At 67.0% G+C, this 22,389-nt stretch carries 21 protein-coding genes; 7 read left to right on the top strand and 14 right to left on the bottom strand.

Annotation, left to right across the window (positions count from 1 at the left end; genetic code table 11):
• Positions 1 to 156: 156 nt before the first annotated feature.
• Both BS38_RS0112575 and BS38_RS0112570 read left to right on the top strand, forming a co-directional pair.
• A complete protein-coding gene (locus tag BS38_RS0112575; protein ID WP_028271127.1) occupies positions 157 to 1,551 on the top strand; it encodes an MFS transporter in 1,395 nt (464 codons plus the stop codon).
• A gap of 177 nt (positions 1,552 to 1,728) precedes the next feature.
• Positions 1,729 to 3,477 carry a pyruvate dehydrogenase gene (locus BS38_RS0112570; protein WP_028271126.1) on the top strand — a complete coding sequence of 583 codons (1,749 nt, stop codon included), beginning with the start codon at positions 1,729 to 1,731 and terminating at the stop codon, positions 3,475 to 3,477.
• Between the two features lie 65 nt (positions 3,478 to 3,542).
• Here BS38_RS0112570 and BS38_RS0112565 read toward each other — a convergent pair whose 3' ends face one another.
• Positions 3,543 to 3,908 carry an iron chaperone gene (locus tag BS38_RS0112565; RefSeq protein WP_028271125.1) on the bottom strand — a complete coding sequence of 122 codons (366 nt, stop codon included), beginning with the start codon at positions 3,906 to 3,908 and terminating at the stop codon, positions 3,543 to 3,545.
• A 218-nt stretch (positions 3,909 to 4,126) separates the two neighbouring features.
• Between BS38_RS0112565 and BS38_RS0112560 the strand changes: the two genes are divergently transcribed.
• Entirely contained in the window at positions 4,127 to 5,401 is a 1,275-nt protein-coding gene (locus BS38_RS0112560; protein ID WP_028271124.1) for a serpin family protein, read from the top strand.
• 19 nt (positions 5,402 to 5,420) lie between these two features.
• Here BS38_RS0112560 and BS38_RS0112555 read toward each other — a convergent pair whose 3' ends face one another.
• On the bottom strand, positions 5,421 to 6,263 hold the full coding sequence (locus BS38_RS0112555) for a hydroxymethylpyrimidine/phosphomethylpyrimidine kinase (RefSeq protein WP_028271123.1): 843 nt from the start codon (positions 6,261 to 6,263) through the stop codon (positions 5,421 to 5,423).
• Between the two features lie 254 nt (positions 6,264 to 6,517).
• Here BS38_RS0112555 and BS38_RS0112550 point away from each other — a divergent pair, with 254 nt between their 5' ends.
• The gene (locus BS38_RS0112550; protein ID WP_028271122.1) at positions 6,518 to 7,240 is read left to right on the top strand and encodes a queuosine precursor transporter; all 723 of its coding nucleotides are present in this window, start codon (positions 6,518 to 6,520) and stop codon (positions 7,238 to 7,240) included.
• A gap of 55 nt (positions 7,241 to 7,295) precedes the next feature.
• On the opposite strand, the gene BS38_RS0112545 is transcribed toward BS38_RS0112550, so the two are convergent.
• The 6 genes from BS38_RS0112545 to BS38_RS0112520 all read right to left on the bottom strand — a co-directional run bounded on the left by BS38_RS0112545 (position 7,296) and on the right by BS38_RS0112520 (position 12,795).
• Positions 7,296 to 8,045, bottom strand: coding sequence for a dienelactone hydrolase family protein (locus BS38_RS0112545; RefSeq protein ID WP_028271121.1), 750 nt, complete (start codon positions 8,043 to 8,045; stop codon positions 7,296 to 7,298).
• Positions 8,046 to 8,135: 90 nt separating this feature from the next.
• Positions 8,136 to 9,443 (bottom strand): tRNA guanosine(34) transglycosylase Tgt, encoded by a 1,308-nt coding sequence (gene tgt / locus BS38_RS0112540; protein WP_028271120.1) that lies wholly within the window; start codon positions 9,441 to 9,443, stop codon positions 8,136 to 8,138.
• A gap of 43 nt (positions 9,444 to 9,486) precedes the next feature.
• The gene (locus BS38_RS0112535) at positions 9,487 to 10,212 is read right to left on the bottom strand and encodes a hypothetical protein (RefSeq protein WP_028271119.1); all 726 of its coding nucleotides are present in this window, start codon (positions 10,210 to 10,212) and stop codon (positions 9,487 to 9,489) included.
• 60 nt (positions 10,213 to 10,272) lie between these two features.
• Positions 10,273 to 11,346 carry a DUF6707 family protein gene (locus BS38_RS0112530; RefSeq protein WP_028271118.1) on the bottom strand — a complete coding sequence of 358 codons (1,074 nt, stop codon included), beginning with the start codon at positions 11,344 to 11,346 and terminating at the stop codon, positions 10,273 to 10,275.
• Positions 11,347 to 11,455: 109 nt separating this feature from the next.
• A complete protein-coding gene (locus BS38_RS0112525) occupies positions 11,456 to 11,995 on the bottom strand; it encodes an NUDIX hydrolase family protein (RefSeq protein WP_028271117.1) in 540 nt (179 codons plus the stop codon).
• A gap of 83 nt (positions 11,996 to 12,078) precedes the next feature.
• Positions 12,079 to 12,795: a hypothetical protein gene (locus BS38_RS0112520; protein ID WP_028271116.1), complete on the bottom strand. Its 717-nt coding sequence runs from the start codon at positions 12,793 to 12,795 to the stop codon at positions 12,079 to 12,081.
• A gap of 95 nt (positions 12,796 to 12,890) precedes the next feature.
• On the opposite strand from BS38_RS0112520, the gene BS38_RS0112515 reads away from it, so the two are divergent.
• Entirely contained in the window at positions 12,891 to 13,487 is a 597-nt protein-coding gene (locus BS38_RS0112515) for a YdeI/OmpD-associated family protein (protein ID WP_028271115.1), read from the top strand.
• A gap of 6 nt (positions 13,488 to 13,493) precedes the next feature.
• Here BS38_RS0112515 and BS38_RS0112510 read toward each other — a convergent pair whose 3' ends face one another.
• From BS38_RS0112510 to BS38_RS0112495, 4 genes are all read right to left on the bottom strand, one after another.
• Positions 13,494 to 14,684 (bottom strand): ABC transporter ATP-binding protein, encoded by a 1,191-nt coding sequence (locus BS38_RS0112510; protein ID WP_028271114.1) that lies wholly within the window; start codon positions 14,682 to 14,684, stop codon positions 13,494 to 13,496.
• Entirely contained in the window at positions 14,681 to 16,273 is a 1,593-nt protein-coding gene (locus BS38_RS0112505) for an ABC transporter permease (protein ID WP_028271113.1), read from the bottom strand. The genes BS38_RS0112510 and BS38_RS0112505 overlap by 4 nt, the downstream gene beginning before the upstream one ends.
• A gap of 4 nt (positions 16,274 to 16,277) precedes the next feature.
• A complete protein-coding gene (locus BS38_RS0112500; protein WP_028271112.1) occupies positions 16,278 to 17,333 on the bottom strand; it encodes an iron ABC transporter substrate-binding protein in 1,056 nt (351 codons plus the stop codon).
• A 164-nt stretch (positions 17,334 to 17,497) separates the two neighbouring features.
• Positions 17,498 to 18,676: a glycoside hydrolase family 76 protein gene (locus BS38_RS0112495; RefSeq protein ID WP_028271111.1), complete on the bottom strand. Its 1,179-nt coding sequence runs from the start codon at positions 18,674 to 18,676 to the stop codon at positions 17,498 to 17,500.
• A 157-nt stretch (positions 18,677 to 18,833) separates the two neighbouring features.
• On the opposite strand from BS38_RS0112495, the gene BS38_RS0112490 reads away from it, so the two are divergent.
• Entirely contained in the window at positions 18,834 to 19,625 is a 792-nt protein-coding gene (locus BS38_RS0112490) for an SDR family NAD(P)-dependent oxidoreductase (protein ID WP_028271110.1), read from the top strand.
• Positions 19,622 to 20,854: an acyl-CoA dehydrogenase family protein gene (locus BS38_RS0112485; protein WP_051628879.1), complete on the top strand. Its 1,233-nt coding sequence runs from the start codon at positions 19,622 to 19,624 to the stop codon at positions 20,852 to 20,854. Before BS38_RS0112490 ends, BS38_RS0112485 begins: the two co-directional genes overlap by 4 nt.
• Positions 20,855 to 20,865: 11 nt before the next feature.
• On the opposite strand, the gene BS38_RS0112480 is transcribed toward BS38_RS0112485, so the two are convergent.
• Both BS38_RS0112480 and BS38_RS25065 read right to left on the bottom strand, forming a co-directional pair.
• Entirely contained in the window at positions 20,866 to 21,690 is an 825-nt protein-coding gene (locus tag BS38_RS0112480; RefSeq protein WP_028271108.1) for a DUF1684 domain-containing protein, read from the bottom strand.
• A 36-nt stretch (positions 21,691 to 21,726) separates the two neighbouring features.
• A complete protein-coding gene (locus BS38_RS25065; RefSeq protein WP_043438500.1) occupies positions 21,727 to 22,338 on the bottom strand; it encodes a TetR/AcrR family transcriptional regulator in 612 nt (203 codons plus the stop codon).
• Positions 22,339 to 22,389 lie beyond the last annotated feature (51 nt).

Raw genomic sequence — 22,389 nt, 5'->3', positions numbered from 1 at the left:
ACGTAGGTAGTGGGGTGGATCACCCATAGCGTGGATGGGTCCTCGGCTTTCGGAGGACCGTCAATGTCGAGGAGGAACCATGAGCAATGTTGCCATGGACAGCACAGGAATATGCCCGGAACGGTTCCCGGGAGCACAGTCAAGCGAGGTTCAGCGATGAGCACCCAGCAAGCCGAAATCCAGAGTGAGTCAGCCCAGACCCGCCGCGCCGTGAGCAACATCCTCAAAGGCTCTGCCGGCAACCTGGTGGAGTGGTACGACCTCTACGTCTACACAGTTTTTGCCGCCTACTTCCAGTCCCACTTCTTCAACTCCAAGGACGAGCTGCAGGCCGGCCTGGAAGCGATGGCCGTCTTCTCGACGTCGTTCCTGATGCGCCCCATCGGCGCCTGGTTCTTCGGCCGCTACGCGGACCGCAAGGGCCGCAAGGCCGCGCTGACGCTCAGCGTCACTCTGATGTCCGCGGGCTCCTTCGCCATTGCGCTCCTGCCCACAACGCAGCAGGTCGGCGTCTGGGCCCTGGTGCTGCTGATCCTCATCCGCCTGATCCAGGGGTTCTCCGTGGGCGGCGAATACGGCACCAGCGCCACCTACATGTCCGAGGCCGCCACGTCCAAGCGCCGCGGCTTCTTCTCGAGCTTCCAGTACGTCACCCTGATCGGCGGCCAGATGCTGGCCCTGCTGGTCCTGGTCATCCTGCAGAACGTCATGCCCAAGGGCGACCTGACCGAGTGGGGCTGGCGCATTCCGTTCGCGATCGGCGGCGTGGCTGCGCTCGTGGTCCTGTGGCTGCGGCGCTCGATGGAAGAAACCGTATCGGCCGAGCAGGTCCAGGCTGCCAAGGCACCGGTCACGGCCGGCGAAGCACAGCCTGGCACCATGAAGCTGCTGTTCACGCAGTACTGGAAGCCGCTGCTGATCTGCATCGGCGTCACACTCGGCGGCACCGTGGCGTTCTACACGTACACCAACTTCATCCTGAAGTTCATGAACGATACGTCCGGCATCGCCAAGACCGACACCTCGGTGATCAACTTCTGGGCCCTCTTCATCTTCATGCTGCTCCAGCCCGTCTACGGCCTGATCTCGGACAAGGTGGGCCGCAAGCCGCTGCTGCTGTGGTTCGGCATCACCGGTGTCCTCTTCACCTGGCCGCTGCTGTCCACGCTCTCCAACACCAAGGACCCGTTCACGGCGTTCCTGCTCATGATGGGCGGCCTGCTCATCGTTGGCGGGTACACCTCCATCAACGCCCTGGTGAAGGCCGAGCTGTTCCCCGCGTCCATCCGGGCACTCGGCGTCGGGCTGGGCTACGCGATCGCCAACTCGCTTTTCGGCGGCACGGTCCCGCTGATCGGCGCCGCGTTCCAGAAGGCCGAGCGGGTGGACCTGTTCTTCACCTACGTCACGGTGGCCATTGCCATCTCGCTGGTGGTCTACATCTTCGCGCTGAAGAATAAGAAATCCACGCATCTTGATCACGAACAGGGCCACGCCTGGTCGCAGACCCGCAAGGACGACGACAAGGACAAGGACCTCCTGAACGTCTGATCCCGGTTCAGTCCGGTAAGAGTACGACGGCGGCTGGCCGGCCCGGCGGTGACCTTCCGGTCCCCGGGGCGGCGGCCGCCGTCGTCGTTCCCGTCCAAAACCTGGGAACGGCGCCAAGGTGGGCGGACTATATTGGCCCTGTCAGCTCATCGGACCCGATCGCGGGAGTGTGCACTCATGGCCAAGGAACTCGCCACCCAGCTCGTTGAACAACTCCAGGCTGCCGGAGTGCAGCGCATCTACGGGATCGTGGGCGACAGCCTCAACCCGATAGTCGATGCGGTCCGAAAAACCGGCGGCTCACAGCAGGGCGGCATCGACTGGATCCACGTCCGCCACGAAGAGGCAGCTGCCTTCGCCGCCGCCGCCGAAGCCCAGCTGACCGGAAAGCTGGCCGTCTGCGCGGGATCCTGCGGCCCCGGCAACCTGCACCTGATCAACGGCCTGTACGACGCGAACCGCTCAGGGGCACCCGTCCTGGCGATCGCCTCGCACATTCCGAGCAAGCAGATCGGCAGCGGATTCTTCCAGGAAACCCATCCGGACCGGCTCTTCAACGAGTGCTCGGTGTACTCGGAGCTGATCAGCACGGCAGAACAGGCGCCCCGGGTCATGCACAGCGCCATCCAGCACGCCGTCGGGCTCGGGGGAGTCGCCGTCGTTACGCTTCCCGGCGACATCGCCGGACTGGAAGCCACCGGCGAAACGCCGCTGCCGGCAACGTTCCGGCGCGCCACGCTGACTCCGGACGCTGCGAGCGTCCGGGAGCTGGCTGACGCGATCAACGCTGCCAACAAGGTCGCCATTTTCGCCGGTGCGGGAACGCAGGGTGCCCACGACGAGGTGGTGGCGCTCGCCGAAGTGATCGGCGCCCCGATCGGCCACTCGCTGCGGGGCAAGGACTTCATGCAGTACGACAACCCGTACGACATCGGCATGACCGGGCTGCTCGGCTACGGCGCCGCGGCCGAGGGCATCGAGGACGCCGACCTGCTGATCCTGCTCGGCACGGATTTCCCGTACGATCAGTTCCTTCCCGGCACGCGCACAGCCCAGGTGGACCGCGCCGCGCACAAGCTGGGGAGGCGGACCGACGTCGACATCGCCGTCCATGGCGACGTGCTGCCCACGCTCGCCGCGTTGAAGCCGCTGGTCGCAGCGAAGAAGAGCCGCCGGTTCCTTGACCAGATGCTCAAGAAGCATGACCGGCTTATGAACAAGGCAGTGGGCGCCTACACCCGCAAGGTGGAAAAGAAGCAGCCGATCCACCCGGAGTACGCCGCATCGGTGCTGGACCAGGTAGCCGCGGAGGATGCCGTTTTCACCGCGGATACGGGCATGTGCAACGTCTGGACTGCCCGGTACATCAATCCGCTGGGCACGCGCAGGCTGATCGGGTCGTACCTGCACGGCTCCATGGCCAACGCCCTGCCGCACGCGATCGGCGCCCAGCTGGCCTTTCCCGGCCGCCAGGTCATTTCGGTGTCCGGAGACGGCGGGCTGTCCATGCTTCTTGGCGAACTGATCACCGTTGCCGCGCACCGGCTCCCGGTGAACGTGGTGGTCTTCAATAACTCAACACTGGGCATGGTCAAACTGGAGATGCTGGTGGACGGGCTGCCTGATTTTGGCGTGGACGTGCCCGACGCCGATTACGCGGCCGTCGCCCGCGCGCTCGGCTTCCACTCGGTCCGGGTCACGGATCCTGCCCGGATCGAGGGCGCTTACCGGGAGGCTTTCGCCCACCCGGGGCCGTCGCTGGTGGAGCTCATCACGGATCCGAAGGCACTGTCGATCCCGCCGAAAATCACGGGTTCGCAGGTCCTCGGCTTCGCGACCGCCATGTCGAAGGTGGTCCTGAACCGGGGCGCCGGCGAGGCCGTGAGCATGGCCAGGAGCAACCTGCGCAACATCCCGCGGCGGTAGTTTTCTGACGACAACGACGACAACGACGACGACGACGGCGGCGGGCGGCCGCCGTCGTCCGCTCGCTATGTGGGTGGGGAACCGCGGCGCTCAGCCGCAAGCAGCGCCGCGGTTTTTTCGATGAGTTCGTAAGGAACCGGCTTGCCCAGCGGGAATTTCAACGTTCCCTTGGCCGAGCGGTACGGGTCGATGTCAGCCTGGAAAGCGGGATCGCCTGACGGCACCGGATACACGGAAATGTGGTGCGCCCAGCCGGCAAAATACACCACGTACTTTCCGTTCAGTGTGACCGTGGGAATGCCGTAGCTCATCATCTCGCCGGAGTCCGGCACGGCGGCCCTGCACCGGCGCCGGACCTCCCGGAGGATGACCTGCACCTCGGCGGGGAAGGACGTGATGTACTCCTCGACGCTTGTAAACCTCTGTACCATCCGTGCTCCTTCGACGTGTCTTGAGGATACGCCGCGGCCGTCCGTGCGTGAGCGTTTCCCGAAACGTTGCAGCAATAGAGAGAGGGTTCCCCAGGCGAGACCAAAACGACGGCAAACCGTGACCCTACGGGCATCGTGCTGCAGCGGGCAGGCTGGTTGACTGAAGGGGAAAGGCGGATTCCCGCCGAGTGCCAGCATGGCATTTCCAAGGGGGAAACATGAAAACGTTCCGCGTGGCCCGGCTCGCGACGGCAGGTGCGCTGGTGGCGCTCACCGCGTGCTCGGCGTCGTCGTCTCCGGAGATCCTGAAGGCCGACGGTGTGCAGCGGGTTTCGGTGGACGGTGCGGCGTACGCCGCTGAACTGCGCTCCTTCCGCACCTCCGCTTTCGGGCTCGGCGAAGCCCTGCTGGCCGACGGCGGCGACGGCGCCCAAGGGAACGTGGTGTCCTCGCCCGGGAGCCTGCTGATAGCCCTGGCCATGCTTCGAGCCGGTGCTACCGGCGCTACGGCCGCGGAGATGGATGCTGTCCTGAAACTCCCCACCGAGAACCGCGACGAGGCGATGAACGCGCTGCTCGCATCACTGGAGAAGTTCGACGGCGATCCGGGCGCGGTGGACGAGGAGAACCCGCCGCGAAAGCCCGTGATGCACGCCGCCAACGGCCTGTTTGTGGACAAGGGCGTCCCCACTGGTAAGCCGTTCCTGGACACACTGGCCCGGCACTACGGAACCGGGGTGTACCCCGTGGACTTCAAGGACGAGGGCGCAACGAAGCCCGCCATCGATGCCTGGGTCAACAGGAACACCGGCGGCCGGATTAAGCAAGCCCCGGCAAAATACGACCGGGACAACACGTTCAGCCTGCTCAACTCCCTGTACTTCGCGTCCGCCTGGAGCGCGCCGTTCGACCCGAATGACACGTCGGATCTGCCCTTCACCACGGCCGCCGGCGAGGAAATCGAGGCACCGGCAATGCACAACGAGCTGAAAATGAAGTATGCGGAAGGGACCGCGTGGCAGGGCGTGGACCTTCCGTATGCCGACGGCTTTGTCATGCGTCTGGTTCTGCCGGAGGCCGGCGCGGACGCCGCATTGGGTGCTGCAGCACTCACGGACATCGCGGACGCGCTGGACAGCGCCCCGCTGGAGACCGTGCAGATCCAGCTGCCGCGCTGGGACCACAAGTGCAGCTTCGACCTGCGCAAGGTGTTTGAATCGCTCGGCCTCCGGAAAACCCTCGCCACCACCGAGGACTTCAACAACATCCAGCCCAGGATGATGATCACCCAGGCCGCGCAGGCAGCCAACATCACTGTTGCCGAAAAGGGCACCGTCGCCGCGGCGGTGACGCAGATCAACGGAGCTGTCACCAGTGCGCCGCCGGAGCCTGAACGGACCATCACCTTCGACCGGCCGTTCCACTACCAGATCGTGCACGTGGAAACCGGGCTGCCGCTCTTCATGGGACGGGTGGCCGACCCCCGCTCCTAACACCACGGCTTGGCGGGGGTTAGCGCGGCCCGCCCTGCCAGAGGGCGTCGAACGGTGCGCCGGAGGCCACGCGGTTGCGGATTCCGGCGGTGACGAAGGCCTTGGCCGTGCGCGCAGCCTCGAGCGGGGTCGCGCCCTTGGCCAGTTCGGCCGTCACTGCGGCAGCGAGGGAACACCCGGCACCGGACACGGCCACTTCGCCCACCTTGGGGGCGGAGAGGATTTCCAGGGTGTCGCCGTCGTAGTAGACGTCGACGGCGTCGGGCCCGGCCAGGCGCACGCCGCCCTTGGCCAGCACCGCCGCGCCGCTCAGCTCATGGATACGGACGGCCGCGGCCTTGAGGGACTCGACGTCGGTGATCTCCAGCCCGGACAGCGACTCCGCCTCGAAATGGTTGGGCGTGACGAAAGTGGCCAGCGGCAGGATTTGGGCCTTGAGTGCCTGGTCCGTGTCCAGTGCGTGGCCCGGCTCCTGCCCCTTGCAGATCAGCACGGGATCAAGCACCACGTTGGTGAACCCGCCGTCGGCCAGGGCGGAGGCCACGGTCGAAATGGTGGCAGGGCTGCCCAGCATGCCGATCTTCACGGTGTCCAGCACGGACGGTGCGCCGGAAGCGGCACCGTAGGCCGCCGTCGTCGCTTCCAACTGATCCGCGATGACCTGCTGGTCTACCGGGACGAAACGGTGGTTCCAGTTGTCGTTCGGGTTGAAGGAGACGATGCAGGTCAGGTTGGCGATGCCGAAGACGCCAAGTTCCTGGAAGGTCTTCAGATCGGCCTGTGCGCCTGCGCCGCCCGTCGCCTCGGAACCGGCAATGGTCAGGGCAACGGCGGGGAACGTGTCAACAGCTGCAGAAGTCATCCACCCATACTGCCACCGCCGCCGAACGGGCCGCATTGTGCGGATGACCAATGTGAACGCATGCTTCGGGCAGGGCCCGCCTGCCCGAAGCATGCGTTCCGCCAGCGGGGTTGTATTGGTGCGAGAATGGGAGACGGTTCCGGCGGAAGCACTTCGCGGGGGCCGTCTCCCAGTGCTAATACAGCCGGCCGCCGCCGCGGTTCATCACCGCGACTGACCGTGCAGCCGAGCGAACCACTCCGAATGGATCACCCATGACCTCCGCCAAGACTTTCCCGGCCTCCGCGGCGCCGAAATTCGCTTCGATCGGTTCCCCCTATTTCGGCATCATGCTGGCCTGCATGGCCGTGGTGCTGATCCTGTCCAATATTGGGGCATCCAAAGGCGTGGCGATCGGTCCGATCATCACCGACGGCGGATTCTTCCTCTTCCCGCTGGCCTACATCCTGGGCGACGTCATCAGCGAGGTCTACGGGTTCAAGGTGGCACGCAAGGCCATCATCACCACGTTTGCCCTGTCCGTGTTCGCCTCCCTCTGCTACTGGGTGATCATCGCGCTGCCCGGGTTCGACGACGAGTTCGGTGCCTCCAAGCAGGCCGCCCTCGAAGGGGCGCTGGGGCCGGTTCCGCAGATTGTGCTGGCCTCGCTGCTCGCATTCTTCGCCGGGCAGACCATCAACTCCTGGATCCTGGTCCGGATGAAGGCGCGCACCGGCGAGAAGTCGCTGTGGGCGCGCATCATGGGCTCGTCGGTGGCCGGTGAGTTCGTGGACACGCTCATCTTCTGCAGCATCGCGGCGTCCGTCATCGGCATCACGGACTTTGGCACGTTCGTGAACTACGTGCTGGTGGGCTTCCTCTACAAGACCCTGGTGGAGTTCCTCTTTGTGCCCGTGACCGCCCTGGCCATCGGCTGGATCAAGAAGCGCGAACCGAGCTACGGTGCCCCGACGGCAGCGGTGACGAACGTCGCGTAGCTGCCGCCCGGCGTCGTACCTTATAGCAGCAACCGATGGGGCTGCCCGCGGAACGTCAGCCCTTGAGCGTCCCGTCGAGGAGGTTGCGAAGCTCGCGGAAGTGCCGCTCCGTGGCTTCCGGGTGGAACGCCGAAGTATCCGCCATCGAATAGCCGTGCGGTGCGCCCGCGTAGATCTCGTTGGCAGCCTCGAGCCCGGCGGCGCCAAGAGCATGGCCCAGGCGGGCAACGGCGTCGGGATCCATGCTCCGATCGTGATCCGCGTGGCCGAACACGAACCGGGCCCGGGCGTTGCCGAGTCCGAGATGAGGGCTGTCGGGAGCCTCGCTCGCCAGGCCGCCGCCGTGGAAGCCACCGCAGGCTGCCACCGCTTCACCGTGGGAGGTTGCCGTGCGCACGGCAAGGCGTGCGCCCATGCAGTAGCCGACCGTGCCGATCGGCCCGGGCGCTACGCCGTCCAGCTTCCTCAGCGCATCCACCCAGGCATCGATGTCCGGCAGCACTTTGTCCGTAGTAAGCCGGCCCACCCGCGGGAACGCGGCCGCGCCGGCGGCTTCGCGGCCGGCCGGAGTGGTCATGTCCGTTTCCGGCGCCAGCTCCTCTGCCGTTCCTTCGCGGTAGAAGACGTTCGGGGCCAGGACAATGTAGCCCCAGTCGGCGATTCGCTGCGCCATGTCGTGGATCCGGGGGCGCAGGCCGAAGGCGTCCATGTAGAGCAGGACGCCCGGGAACGGACCCGCGCCGGTGGACGGGCGGGCGACGACGGCTTCGGCAACGCCTTCTGCGGCCGGGATCTCGATGAGCATCCGGTCAGGATATCGGAGGACGACGGCGGGAGGCGCCTTTTCGACGACGGCGCCCCCGGCCGGTGCCCCGACGGCGCCCGGCGGCGCGGCTCAGGCGTAGTAGCGCCCCAGGGTCTCGGCCTTGAACTCGAAGAAGTTGCCGGCCTCGATGGCGAGCCGGGCGTCGTCGACCATCTTCACCACAAAGCGCTCGTTGTGGATGGAGATCAGCGTGGCCGAGACCATCTCCTTGGCCTTGAACAGGTGGTGGATGTAGGCGCGCGAGTAGTTCAGGCAGGCGTAGCAGTCGCAGCCTTCCTGCAGCGGGCCGAAGTCGCGCTTGTATTTGGCCCCGGACAGGTTGAACCGGCCGTCGGGGTGGTAGAAGGCCGAGTTGCGGGCCACCCGGGTGGGGGAGACGCAGTCGAAAGTGTCCGCGCCGTTCTCGATGGCGGTGAAGATGTCGTCCGGCTCGGAGATGCCCAGCAGGTGCCGCGGCTTGTCCTCCGGCAGTTCCTCATTGCACCAGCGCACGATCGTGCCGAGGTTCTCCTTCTCCAGTGCACCGCCGATGCCGAAGCCGTCGAAGTTCATGGCGCCGAGGTCCCGGCAGGCCTTGCGGCGCAGGTCCTCGTACTGGGCGCCCTGGATCACGCCGAACAGCGCCTGGTACGGCTTGCCGGTGCGCTCGGACGTCAGCCGGAAGTGCTCGGTGATGCAGCGTTCGGCCCAGCGGCGGGTGCGTTCCAGCGACTCCTCCTGGTAGCCGCGGGAGTTCTGCAGCGTGGTCAGCTCGTCGAAGGCGAACATGATGTCCGCACCGATCTGGTGCTGCACACGCATCGAAATCTCCGGCGAAAAGCGGTGCCGGTCCCCGTTCAGGTGCGATTTGAACCAGACGCCGTCCTCGTCCACGTGGGCCAGCCGCTCCTTGCCGGGTGCCACGGCGTCGTCCGGGCCGGAGGAGTCAACAGACTTCATGTCGATGACCTTCTTGAACCCGGAGCCAAGGCTCATTACCTGGAACCCGCCGGAATCGGTGAAGGTGGGCCCGCGCCAGTTCATGAAGGCGCCCAGCCCGCCGGCTTCGTCCAGGATGTCCGCCCCCGGCTGGAGGTACAGATGGTACGCGTTGGCCAGGACCGCCTGCGCACCAAGCTCGGCGACGGACTCGGGCAGCACGGATTTCACCGTGGCCTTGGTGCCGACGGCGATGAAGGCGGGAGTCTGGATCTCGCCGTGCGGGGTGCTGATGGTGCCGGTCCTGCCCAGGAAGCTACCGCCGTTGGCGGCTACCTGCTCCGGCGTCGGAGAGCAGGTTTCACTCAGCCGCTTGCCCACGGTGAAGGAAAACTCGGACTGCAGGGCTGCGGCACCGGGCTCGAGAGGCGAGAGTGAAGGTTCAGTATTGGCTGGCACGGTTCAAGTGTGCCAGCTTGGCTCCCGGAAACTTAGCCGGCGGTCAGTGCACGGGGTCCGATGTGGGATAGTTCTCAGCCCGCCAGTTGTCCCAGCCGGTGCGGATTTCCTCCAGCCGGTGCGCCCCCAGGTCGTAGGTTGAGATGATCACCATCGACCCGCCGTCGGGCCTTACCTCGGCAATGGGCGGCTGGTCGGCCACAATCAGCAGGCCGTCGCCGTGCTCGGCGTAGCTGTGGACCGTGAGCCCCACCTGGTGGTTGGTCCGGTACCAGACCTTGCCGGAGATCTCCTCGCCGGTTGGAAGCGTCAGCGAGTACGGCTCACCCCGTTTGGGAAGATCCGCCAGGCCGAGCTTGTCGATCGCGGAGCCGTCCCCGCCCGGAACGGAAAAGAAGGCAGTGCGGCGTTTACCGTGCGGGTGGTGTTCCAATGCGAACCGGAGCTGCTGGAGGAAAGTCAGCCAGCTTTGGGTGATGTCCTCGTCCCAGGCGGCCCACTCCGAATTGTGGTCCAGGGCGGCCCGTGTCACGCTGACTTCGGTGCCGCTGGGAACGGGTTTCAGGTTGAACTCGTCCCCGCCGTCCACGGTCAGGCTGGTGTGGTCCGGACCTTCGACCACGGTGTCCTTGAAGTAGATTTCGTTGATTTCGGCGGCAAGGTCGTCGGCCTCCCAGCCGTGCCACTGGGCCACCTTGGCCGGTTCACGCAGCATTGTCCAAACCTGCTGCGCATCGGAATTAATCACAACGCTCAGATTGTTCGTCATGGGGTGAATCTACAACTCCCGGAGCCCGCGGGGTAGGGCCTAACGGGTGGCGCACAGCCCTCAAGCCCGCACGGACTCCAGTTCGTTGCCGATCCGGCGGTCCAGTTCCTTGAGCCCGATCGTTTCGGAGCCGCCGTGCGCCCGCAGGAACATCAGGGCCTCAAGCCGCAGCAGCCGCCATTCGCGTTCGGCGTCCGGGTTGGAATTGTCGATGGCCCGGAAGATTTCCTTGTCATACAGGTTGGGCTCATTCAGCGAGCGCTGGCGGACCTTGGCGTTCATCCGGGCTTTGAAGGGGTCTGTTTCCATCGCTTCGGGGGCCCGGAGGAGCTTTTCGTACACGTCGGCACGGTCCTCCTGCCCGGTCTGCCGGCAGATGTAGCTGGACAGGGAAAGCGCCGCTTCGACCGACGTCCACCGGCCCGGATTGCCATCGAAGGGCAGGACGTTGAGGAGGTCCGCAACGGCCAGGGCGTTCTCGGCGTCCTTGAGGACGACGAACAGTTCGTGGGCGAGGTCGTTGAGGTCCTTGAGGCAGCTGCCGGACTTGGTGTTGATGCCCTTGGCCAGCCGGTCGCTGAGTAGCATCACGCCGAGCGCGTCCGGATGGGCGGCCGCGGCTGCCTCCACCACCGACTCGGGCGTTCCCGACGGCGCCGGGATCAGCGCCAGCTCTTCCTCGCTCGGGCCGGCCGGGACGGCCGCTGCGGCCGGGGTGGTGGCCGGGAGGGGAGGAACGACGACGGCGGGAGTCGCCGGGGCGGCGCCCTCCCCGGCAGACTCTGCCCCGGCGGCGGGGGACTCAACCAGCTGAAGGGAGGCGGCGCCGTCGGACTCTTCGGAAACTGCTGTTTGTTCGGGACCGCCGCTGACAACGGCAGTGTCGGGGGAGGCCGCCTCCACGCCCTCACCGGGGCCTGCCACGAGGACCGTGGACCCGGCCGCGATGCGCAGGATCCCGCCGCCGGTGAGCGTTGCCAGGACCACAGCCGGAGTGCCGAAATCGTCCTCCTCAACGAGGACGCTCTGGATTTCGGCGGACCGTTCGCCGTCGGGGAGCAGCAGCAGGTGGCCGGTCTGCAGAGAGCCAGCCTTGAGCTCGCTGTAGTGCTGGGCGGCTGGGCGGTGGGTCATCGGGAGTCCTTAAGTTCTCTTGCGGTCCGCCCTACAGTCTACAAAGGAGCCTGCCGAAAATCGGGGACGCCCGGGTTCCTTCGAGCGTCCCCGGCGAAGCCCGGGGAACTTAGCTGCCGACGCCCGCGAACGCGAGAGCCTGCCGGACCAGCGCGCCGCGGCCGCCGCTGAATTCCAGCTGCACATCCGGGCTCAGGACCTCTTCCGGCGTCATCCACGTGAGCTCCAGGGCGTCCTGGCGGGGTTCGCATTCGCCCGTGACCGGGATGATGTAGGCCAGCGAAACAGCATGCTGGCGGTCGTCCGTGAAGCCCGTGTGGGACGGCGCCGGGAAGTACTCGGCCACGGTGAACGGCACCGGGCTGATGGGCAGCTGCGGGAACGCCAGCGGGCCGAGGTCCTTCTCCATGTGGCGGAGCAGGGCGGCCCGGATGGTCTCGCGGTAGAGGACGCGGCCGGACACGAGGGAGCGGACCATGGTGCCGTCCTCGTCGGCCTGCAGCAGCGTGCCCACTTCGTTCACGAACCCGAGGGGATCAAGGCGGACGGGTACGGCTTCCACATAAACCATGGGAAGCCGGCCCCGGGCTTCGAAGAGGTCCTCATCGGACAGCCAGCCGGGATTCGGGTCAGGAGTGCGCACGTTCATGCTTAAGTTCTACCCCATCCCTGCCCGAACCCCGCGCCGGACCTTCACGCGTCCCGAATGCTGGCCCCGCAACCACGCCCCCGTCAGTGCCGCGAAGAAACCCAAAGCGCAGGAACGTCCCCGCCTGCGGCGTCGGGGTTGGCCACATGCAGGGTCCGGCCGAAGGCCTCTTCCGTCATGGTCACTTTGGTGCCCGCTGCGTCCAGCCGGTCCCGCAGCACCGAAAGCTCGCCCGTGTACTCGAATCCCAGCCCGGTCCGCGGAGCGCCGCTGGCGGGGCGCACCATCAGCACGCCGCCGTTCTTGGCGGTGAAATCCGCCGTTTCGTCGTCATCCGGCACCGGCCGGAGCCGCGCGCCCATGTTCCGCAGGGTCTGCGCCGCGGCCGTTGCGTCCGGCGTGAACCAGACTTCGACGACGGCGAGTCCCGGATCGGCGTCCGCGCACTGGGCGCCGTGGGCGGCTTTGTCCGCGAAGAAGCTGAAACCGTCCTCGCCGGTGATCCGGCAGGAGCCCCCGTGGTCCGCGTCGACCAGCTCGGCCGGCATGTTCCCGTCCTCCACGGAGGCCGCGTTGGTCCGCCGGGCGAATTCGGCGAGGTCGCCCACTTCGACGCCGAACGCCGTCGTGCCGTCCTCGGCGGAACCGGCTTCGGCGGCGTGCAGCGCCAGGCGGCCCGAACCGGCGTCGTACTCTTTCCAGGGACCGTCATCGACGGTCTTCACCATTCCCAGCAGCGTGAGGAGCTGCTCCCACTGGTCCGGACGGGACGTGAAATGGACGGGACGGACACGCAGCATGGGACACTCCTGGGTTGGCTTTGCGATGGCGTTGACGGCGACACTGCCATGATGCCACGCCTTGATTAAGGAATCCCGGGTAGCAGAATGGTGCCATGGCCATCGAACTTGAAGAACTGCTGGTGAAGGACGCCGCCGAGTGGCGCAGCTGGCTGGAACAGCACCACGCCACCAGTCCGGGGGTCTGGCTGGTGCTGCACAAGAAGGGCGGCAACACCACAGAGCTGGACTACGAGGCAGCGCTGCAGGAGGCGCTGTGCTTCGGATGGATCGACGGCCAGGGCAAAAGGCGCGACGACGACAGCTCCTTCCAGCGGATGACGCGCCGGGGCCCCAAGAGCGTATGGTCGGCGCGGAACGTGGACCGGATCGAAAAACTCGAAGCAGCAGGCAGGATGACCGCGGCCGGCCGGGCCGTCGTCGAGGCCGCCAAAGCGGACGGACGCTGGGAGTCGGCCTATTCCGGAGCGGCTTCCGCCGAAGTCCCAGCGGACCTGGCAGCTGCCATCGCCGCCGAACCGCGGGCGCAGGCCATGTTCGATGTGCTGACGTCGGTGAACCGCTTCGCCCTGATCTACCGCACCAACTCGGTCAAGCAGGCTGCCACCCGGGAACGCAAGATCGCCGGATTCGTGGAGATGCTGGCCCGCGGCGAAACCCCGTACCCGCAGAAGAAGCGCCCCGCGGAGTAGCAGGCCTCAGGCGGTGGCGTCCTCGTCCATCGGGAAGGCCACGGCTTCGCCCACCACGCGCAGGCAGAGCTCCATGCCCGGCCGCGCGATGGAGGCGTTCCAGTGCCGGATGGTGATCACTTCGCCGCCGCCCGGGAAACGGTGGTCCGGGATGGCGCCGGCGGCCAGTTCCGGCGGCACGGCCAGTTTCAGGCGGACCGTGGTTTCCGGGCCGAAGTAGTCCGTGTCAACCACCACGCCGCGGATGGGGCCGTCCTCCGCGATGCGGATCTGCTCGGGCCGCAGCATGAGCTGCACGCGGCCCTGCGCCGGGGGCCTGCGGACCGGGATGCCGCCCAGCGAACACGTGGCCAGGGAACCTTCCATCCAGGCGTCCAGGATGACGGCGTCGCCCAGGAACTCCGCCGTTGCCCGGTCCGCGGGGCGGGTGTAGACCACGAAGGGGTTGCCGATCTGGGCCAGCCTGCCGCCGCGCATCACGGCTACCTGGTCCGCGAAGGAGAGCGCCTCGGCCTGGTCGTGCGTGACAAGGATGGTGGTCACCCCGGCTTCGCTGAGGACCTTGGCCACGGCGCGGCGGGTGGCCACGCGGAGGCCGGCGTCCAGTGCGGAGAAGGGCTCGTCCAGGAGCATCAGCTCCGGCTCGCGGGCCAGGGCACGGGCCAGGGCAACGCGCTGCTGCTGACCGCCGGAAAGCTGGTGCGGCCGGCGCTTGGCCATGGACGGATCGAGGGAGACCATCTCCAGGAGCTCGCCCACCCGGGCCGCGATCTCGCGGCGCCCGCCGGACAGGTGGCTGGCGCTGAGGCCGAAGGAGACGTTCTGGCCAACGGTGAGGTGCGGGAACAGGGCGCCGTCCTGGGCGACGTAGCCGACGTGGCGTTTGTGCGCCGGCACCCAGAAGCCCTCGCCGGCCACCTTGGTGCCGTTGAGCGAAATGCTGCCGGTATCCGGATGCTCGAAGCCTGCGATCAGCCGCAGCAGGGTGGTCTTGCCGGAGCCGGAAGGACCGACGATCGCGGTGGTTCCGCCCTTGGCCACGGACAGGTTGACGCCCTTGAGGACCGCCTGGGAACCGAAGTTCTTGGTGACGGCCTCGATCTCCAGGTGGCTGTTGGTGCTGGGCGCCACGGACGCGGCGATCCGCGGTTCCGGAAGCCTGGAGGGGGCATCGCGGGAAGTGTAGGAATCGGTCACTGTCCGGCCACTTTCTTGGACTGCTGGAAAAGGAGGTAGGTCATGGGGGCGGAGATGAGGATCATCAACAGCGCATACGGCGCCGCGCCGGCGTAGTCGATCTCGCTGCTCTTGCTCCAGAATTCGGTGGCAAGGGTGCGTGTGCCGTTGGGCGAAAGCAGCAGGGTGGCGGTGAGTTCGTTGACGATGGCCAGGAACACAAGCGCCGCGCCGCCCGCCGCTGCGGGCGCAGTGAGCCGCAGCGTGACGCGGATGAAGGACACCAGCGGCGGCTTGCCCAGCGCCTGGGCGGCTTCGTCGAGTTCCTTGGGCGCCTGGGCCAGCCCGGCCCGGATGTTCACCAGTGCCCGCGGCAGGAACAGCAGTACATAGGCCGCAATCAGCAGCACCGTGGTCTGGTAGAAGCCGGGCGCGACCCTGATGCTGACGGTCACGAAGGCCAGGCCCACCACGATGCCCGGCATGGAACTGGTGATGTAGTTGGACAGTTCCAGCGCCTTGCTGAACCAGCTGGGGTGCCGCACGGCCAGGTAGGCCATGGGGAAGGCCACCACGGTGGTTGCCAGGGCACCGGTCAGGCCGTATCCCATGGTCTGCAGCAGGGCGGGAAGGAATTCGTCTGCCACCCAGATGTCTGCCCCGCCGGCGAAGATCCAGCGCAGCACGAACATCAGCGGAAGGCCGAACGCCAGGGCGGTGAGGCCGGTCAGGAAGAGCTGCGCCGGAACCTGGTAGGCGTGCAGCGGCAGGCGCAGCGCCCTGGCCTGTGCGCCCGAACCCACCCGGGCGTAGCGTGCGGTGCCGCGGCTTCGCACCTCAACCAGGAGCAGGATCAGGCAGAAGAACACCAGGACGCTGGCCAGCATGTTCCCGGCGGTGCCGTTGAAGGTGGACTGGTACTGCACCATGATCGCGGTGGTGAAGGTGTCGAAGCGGATCATCGCGAATGCGCCGTATTCGGCCAGCAGGTGCAGCGACACCAGCAGCGCCCCGCCGGTCATGGCGATGCGGAGTTGGGGGAGGACCACCCGGAAGAAGGTGCGCCACGCGCCCAGGCCCAGCGACGCCGCGGACTGCTCGATCGCGGGGTCAAGCCGGCTCAGTGTGGCCGCGGCCGGGATATACACCAGCGGGAAGTAGGACAACGTGGCGATCAGGACGCCGGACCAGAGCCCGCCCAGGGACGGCACGGCGGAAACCCAGGCATAGCTGTTGACGAAGGCCGGGATGGCCAGCGGCGCGGCCAGCAGGACGGCCCACCATTTGTGGCCGCGCAGCGTGGTGCGTTCCACCAGCCAGGCTCCGCCCACGCCAAGGACCACGCAGAGCGGCACGGTGATGGCCATCAGCAGCACAGTGTTGAGGAGTAGCTCCCCGACGCGCTCCCGGAAGATGAGCGCGACGGCGGTGTCCCACCCCGTGGCGGCCGTCATCACGATGACGTACCCCAGCGGGATCAGTGAAAACAGGGCAATGAGGACGGCGATGACGGATACTGCGGAAACGCCGAAAGGCGGGCGGGGGCGCTTGCCCCTGCCCGCCGTCGTCGTGCTTCCGGAAGTGTCCGGTGCCGCTAGGTCAGTTGGCACTGATTTACAGGAGTCCTGCCTTGGTCATCAGCTCGGTAACCTTTTCGGAATTGAGCTTGGCCGGGTCAACGGTGGGCGCCTGCAGTTCCGTCAGCGGAACCAGCTTGTCGTTGGCCGGGACATCGGAGGCAATGGCGTACTCGAAGGAAGTGCCCTTCTGCAGGACCTCCTGGCCCTTCTTGCCCGTGATGAATTTCAGGAAGGACTGGGCCGCCGCCGCATTCTTGGAGGACTTCAGCACGCCGCCGCCGGACACGGAGACGAAAGCGCCCGGGTCCTGGTTCTTGAAGTAGTACGGCGTGACGTTCTTGGAGTTCTCGCCGGTCTTGGCCTGGTCGCCGTAGTAGTAGTAGTGGTAGATCAGGGCGGCGTCGACTTCGCCGGCGTTGACGGCCTTCATGGCCGTGCTGTTGCCCTTGTAGGCCTTGAAGTTTTCCTTCATTCCCTTGAGCCATTCCTCGGCTGCGGCTTCGCCCTTGAGCTCAAGCAGCGCGGAAACGATGGCCTGGAAGTCGGCGCCGGACGGTGAAGCGGCCCACTTGCCCTTCCACTCCGGCTTGGCCAGGTCCAGCATGGACTTGGGCAGCTTGTCTTCGCTCAGCTTGGCCTTGTCGTAGACCAGGACCGTGGAGCGCGCGGCAATGCCGGTCCATTTGCCGGTGGAGGGGCGGAAGTCGGCAGGCACCTGGTCGATGGTGGCCTTGTCCACGTCAGCGAACAGTCCGGCGTTCTCGACCTGCGCCATTGCGGGTGAGTTTTCCGTCAGGAACACGTCGGCCGGGGAGGCTGCGCCTTCCTGGATGATCTGGTTGGACATTTCCGTGTCCGAGCCCTGGCGCAGGGTGACCTTGACGCCGGTCTCCGCCGTGAAAGCGTCGATCCATTCCTTGGTGAGGCTTTCGTGCTGGGCGTTGTAGACGGTGATTTCGCCGGCAGCCTTGCCGTCCGCTGCCGCAGTGCTGGCGGCGGGGGTGGAGCTTCCGGAGCCGCAGGCGGCCAGGCCGAGGGCTGCGGTGGCGGCGAGTGCGATTCCCGCCAGCGCGTTGGTGCGGATCTTCATGGGGGCTTCTTTCTGGAAAAAAGTCTTGGTGGACCGGAGTCCGCGTGAGGGGGAAGTTAGGGCATGCTCACTGCCAAAAACTGTAGGTTAGCCAAACCTAAGAGACCAAGTCGAAGCGGCCTTAAGTGATCAGGATCACATCAATTACGGAACTTTTACGTGACTTAATTCTGGATGGCCCATACGGCGGCGGCGGCTTCCAGGATCATCCAGGCCTGCAGCTGGGTGGAAAGTTCGACGGCGGCACCGGCCGGATAGGAGCCGCTCGCCGGCGTCTCGGGAAACACCGGGAACACGAGGTGCGCACCGTGGCGCGCCAGTGGCTCCCCGGTTCCCACCGTGCGGCGCCCCTCCCAGAGTGCCTGCGCGGTTTCGATGACCAGGGCTGCCGCGGTGGCCCTCGTCCGGTCGGACAGCCGTCCGTCCACTGCCGCCAGCGCAAGGTATCGCGCCAGGATTCCGGTGAACAGGCCGCCGTCGCCCGTTCCGTCACAGCGGAGCACGGCGGCGGTCTTGCCGGAGGCCAGGAGGGCGGGGCGGGTCAGGTTGCGGGACACGGCGTCCACCAGGCTGGCCGCCCGGTCAAGGTTCGGCTGGCCGCCGAGCTCCAGCAGCGCCCCCAGCACGGGTCCCTGGTTGTACGTGTAGATGGCGGCTTCCAGCACCACCGCACCGCCGGGGCCGATCCGCAGGCCGTCCTGGTACATGCCCTGGGCGGGGTCGAACAGTTTGGCGTGAAGCCAGTCCACCAAGGCCTGCGCCTTGGCCGTGTTCCCCGTGCGGGCGTAGTAGAGCGCCACCGGCGCCGTGGCAGGGGTGTTCTTGAAGTCCCGCTTGGTGCTCCAGAAGGTGCCGCCGCCCAGGTCATCCGTGGACGCGGAATCGAACTGCAGCGTGAGGCTTTTCCGGATCCGGGCGTGGCGGCGGGCGCCGGGCTTGCGTGTCTGTTCGGCGAGCTTCGCCAGCCGGAGGGTGGATAGGGCGAGCCAGGCCATGTCGTCGTAGTAGTTGTTGACCACGGTCAGGAAGTTGCGCAGCCGGATGCCGGTGACCAGCCGGGAGGCCAGCCGTCCGGCGCTGGGCCGGCTCCCGCCGTCGAACCGTGCGCCTTTCGCCAGCTCCCGGCGTCCGGCATCCACCAGGCAGTCCACGTAGTGGGCCTGCCACCAGTAGTGCCAGGGACGCCTCAGGTTCTTCAGCCCGCCGGAGGGGCGTTCAATGGCCGCGATATGCGTTCCGGGCAGGAAGAACAGCCGTTGCCCGAACATCCTGGTCACGGACCGGGCGGCCTCGTCGGCGCGGGCAGACCAGTCCGCGGTGGTGGCGTCGTCCGGGGAGATCATGGTGCCAGCCTAGCCCGGAGTCCGATCGGGGCGCAGGCGGGATGACCGCGCGGGGCGCGTCCGGGGCGGCGGCCGGGTGTGCGGTTTGCTTTCATTCCAGTTAACATTCATTAACTAGCGTTACGCCGGGGTTCCGGTTCCACATCAAGGAGGATGCATGGACATCAAAGGTACTGTCGCGCTCATTACGGGCGGGGCCTCCGGGCTGGGCGCCGCAACGGCACGGCGCCTGTTCGACGCCGGAGCCTCGGTGGTGCTGGTGGACCTGCCGTCCTCGCGGGGCATGGAGTTTGCAGCCGAGCTGAACGGCCTCGGCGGGGCCGGAACGGCTGTTTTTGTTCCGGCCGACGTCACCAGCGAGGACCAGGTGCAGGCCGCCGTCGACGCCGCCGTTGCGCTGGGGCCGCTGCGCATTGTGGTGAACTGCGCGGGCATCGCCACACCGGGGAAGGTCCTGGGCCGTGACGGCGTGCTGCCGCTGGACACCTTCAGCCGCGTCATCCAGATCAACCTGGTGGGCACCTTCAACGTGATCCGCCTGGCGGCCGCTGCCATGGCCGCCACCGAGCCCGTCTCGACCGACCTTGGCGGACCGGAGCGCGGCGTCATCATCAACACCGCCTCCGTGGCCGCATTCGACGGCCAGATCGGCCAGCCCGCCTACGCCGCTTCGAAGGGGGCCGTGGCGGCGATGACCCTGCCGATCGCCCGCGAACTGGCCCGCTCCCTGATCCGCGTGGTCACCATCGCGCCGGGCATCTTCGAAACGCCCATGATGGCCGGACTGCCGCAGGACGCCCAGGATTCGCTGGGAAAGCAGGTCCCGCATCCGTCCCGGCTGGGCCGGCCGGCCGAATACGCCAGCCTGGCCGCGCACATCGTGGACAACGCCATGCTCAACGGCGAGACCATCCGCCTCGACGGCGCCATCCGGATGGGGCCGAAATGATGCCGGCAGCCATGCCGGGAGTGCCGGCTGCGAACGCGCTGGATTCACTGCCTACGGCCGACTTCTTCGGGTTCGAATCGCTGCTCAGCGAACGGGAACGGCTGAAACTGCAGGAGCTGCGGGAATTCCTGGCGGTCGAGATCGCGCCATTCGCCACAGAGTGGTGGAACAACGCCGAATTTCCAGCCCACCTCCTGCCCAAGCTGGCGGCCCTGGAACTGAGCGCACCGGCCCAGCGCGGCTACAGCCACCTGTTCGCGGGCCTGGTGATTGCCGAGATCACCCGGGTGGACACCTCCATTGCCACGTTCTTCCTGGTGCACCATGACCTCTTCGTGGAGTCGCTGTACGGATTCGGCTCCGACGAGCAGAAAGCCCGCCTGCTCGACGACGCCGCCAACCTCCGCACCACCGGCGCCTTCGCGCTGACCGAGCCGGACCACGGCTCCGACGTGGCTGGCGGAATGGAAACACGGGCCCGCCGCGTGTCCGGCTCGACGGGAGCTGCCGACGGCGGCGGGGACGTCTGGATCCTCAACGGAGCCAAACGCTGGATCGGCAACGGGACGTTCTGCGACTACATGCTCGTCTGGGCTAGGGACGAGGCCGACGGCGCCATCCGGGGATTCATCGTGGACGCGGCGCTGCCCGGGGTGAGCCGGAGCCGGATCGAGAACAAGATCGCCCTGCGCACGGTGCAGAACGCGGACATCGTTTTCCGGGATGTGCGGGTGGCGGAGGCAGACCGCTTCGCCGGCATCGGAAGCTTCGAGGACACCAATGAACTGCTCCGCGGCTCCCGGATCATGGTGGCATGGCAGGCGGTGGGCCAGCAGCTGGCGGCGTTCGACGTCGCCCGGCAGCACGCCGTCGAACGCCAGCAGTTCGGCCGCCCGCTGGCCAAATTCCAGCTGATCCAGCAGCAGCTGGTGACCATGCTGGGAAACGCCGTGGCCAGCATGGGCATGATGGTCCGGATCGCCCAGCTGCAGCAGGAAGGCAAGGCGGACATGGCTCAAGTGGCGCTGGCGAAGTCCTACACGAGCGCCCGGATGCGCGAAACCGTGGCCATGGGACGGTCCATCCTGGGCGGCAACGGGATTGTGTCCGATTTCCGGATGGCCAAGATCTTCGCCGACGCCGAGGCCATTTACACCTATGAGGGGTCGTTCGAGATCAACACGCTGATCGTGGGCCGCGCCGTCACCGGGGTCTCCGCGATCGTCTAGGTGCCTCCCGGTCAGTCGGCGATCATCGGGTCCTTCTCGCCGGCTTCGATCCGGTAGTCCAGGCTGTTGTTCTTCACCGGCATGGGGCAGGTCCCGAAGGGCGTGAAGGCGCTCGGGTAGTTGATGGCGCGGTTGAAGTCGAGGACCACGGAGCCGTCCGGGCGGGGTCTGGCAGTGGACACCTTGCGCCAGTCGTCCGTTGAGTCCCCGTTGGTTTCATCGTGGAACGTGACGGTCAGGGCGCCGAGCTTCTCTTCTTCGGCCTGCAGGTGGAACTCGTGGTCCTTGCCGGGCAGCCGGAACACCAGTTCGCCCACGGTCCGGTGCACGCCGTCCACCAGCGGATTCGCGGTGCCGATCGGGACGTCCACGGGCTCCGGATAGGCGCGGAAACGTGCTTCGACCACCAGGTCGGGGCGGTACTCAAAGGTGGGCACGCCGTCGAACTCGGTAAACACCGGCGACATCGAATCCCTGGTGCGGATGGCGTACTTGTCCGCCCGCATGGCCAGTTCCACCACCACCTGCTTGCCGTCGTCGCCGCCGAACTGCACCCACATCAGCGACTCCTCGTCCGCCAGCACGGCGGAAATAGTGCCGTCTACCGGCTGCCCGGAGTCCACCAGCGTCAGTCCGTCCGCCGCCGCGGCGGTGAGGAACGCCGTCGTGCCGTCCGTTGACCAGAGTCCCGGGACGAGGTCGACGGCGGCGGGCTGGCTTTCCAGCCACTGGAACGACGTGAGCGTCAACCAGCCGTAGTCGCCGGCCAGAGCCTTGTTGCGGTTGGCGCGGAACCGGTTCCAGCGTTCCACGAGGGCGTCAGGGGCAGTGGTCATTGTTCCTCCAAAGCGGGCGCGGGCGTCGCGGCAACCTTACTCCGCGGTGCCCAAGCTTGCAGCTATCAGGCGGGAGGCGGCATCCCGGGCCGTCTCGGCGGCCTCCGGGTCACCGTCCAGCACGCCGCTGGCCAGGCCGCCGTCGAGGATCAAGGAGAGGCTCCGTGCGAGCCGGTCCGGACGCGCGGCGCCCGCCTCGGCAGCCAGCCCCTGCATCCACGCCAGCACAGCCCTCTTGTGCGCAACCGTGCGTTCGTGAACAGGAGTCCCCGATGCCGACTCGGCCGCAGCGTTGATGAAGGCGCAGCCCCGGTAGCCGTCACGGCGGCAGGCTGAGGTGAGGGCATCGAACAGCCCGACGAGCTGCGCCGCCGGGTCCGGTCCTGCGGCCTCCGCGGCAGCGTGGAGCTGGCCGGTCCAGATGGCGTCGACCCTGTCCAGATAGGTGAGGATCAGTTCGTCCTTCGCCGGAAAGTACTTGTAGAACGTGGCCTTGGAGATCCCGGACTCGGCGATGATGGTGTCAATGCCGGCGGCGCGCAGGCCGTGCGCATAGAACAGCCTGAAGGCGGTGGCCAGGATCTTCTCCCTGGCGGGGCCGGCGGAAGTTCGGGCAGCCTGCGGTGCAGAGGCTGCTGGCGTCGTCATACGCCAATGGTACACAGACAAGTCTGTCTCACGCCGGGTGGCCCGGGTCAG

Source organism: Arthrobacter sp. UNC362MFTsu5.1, from assembly GCF_000685965.1.
Taxonomy (GTDB): Bacteria; Actinomycetota; Actinomycetes; order Actinomycetales; family Micrococcaceae; genus Arthrobacter.
Note: the sequence above shows the minus strand (reverse complement) of the source record. Positions and strands in the feature narration are given on the sequence as shown.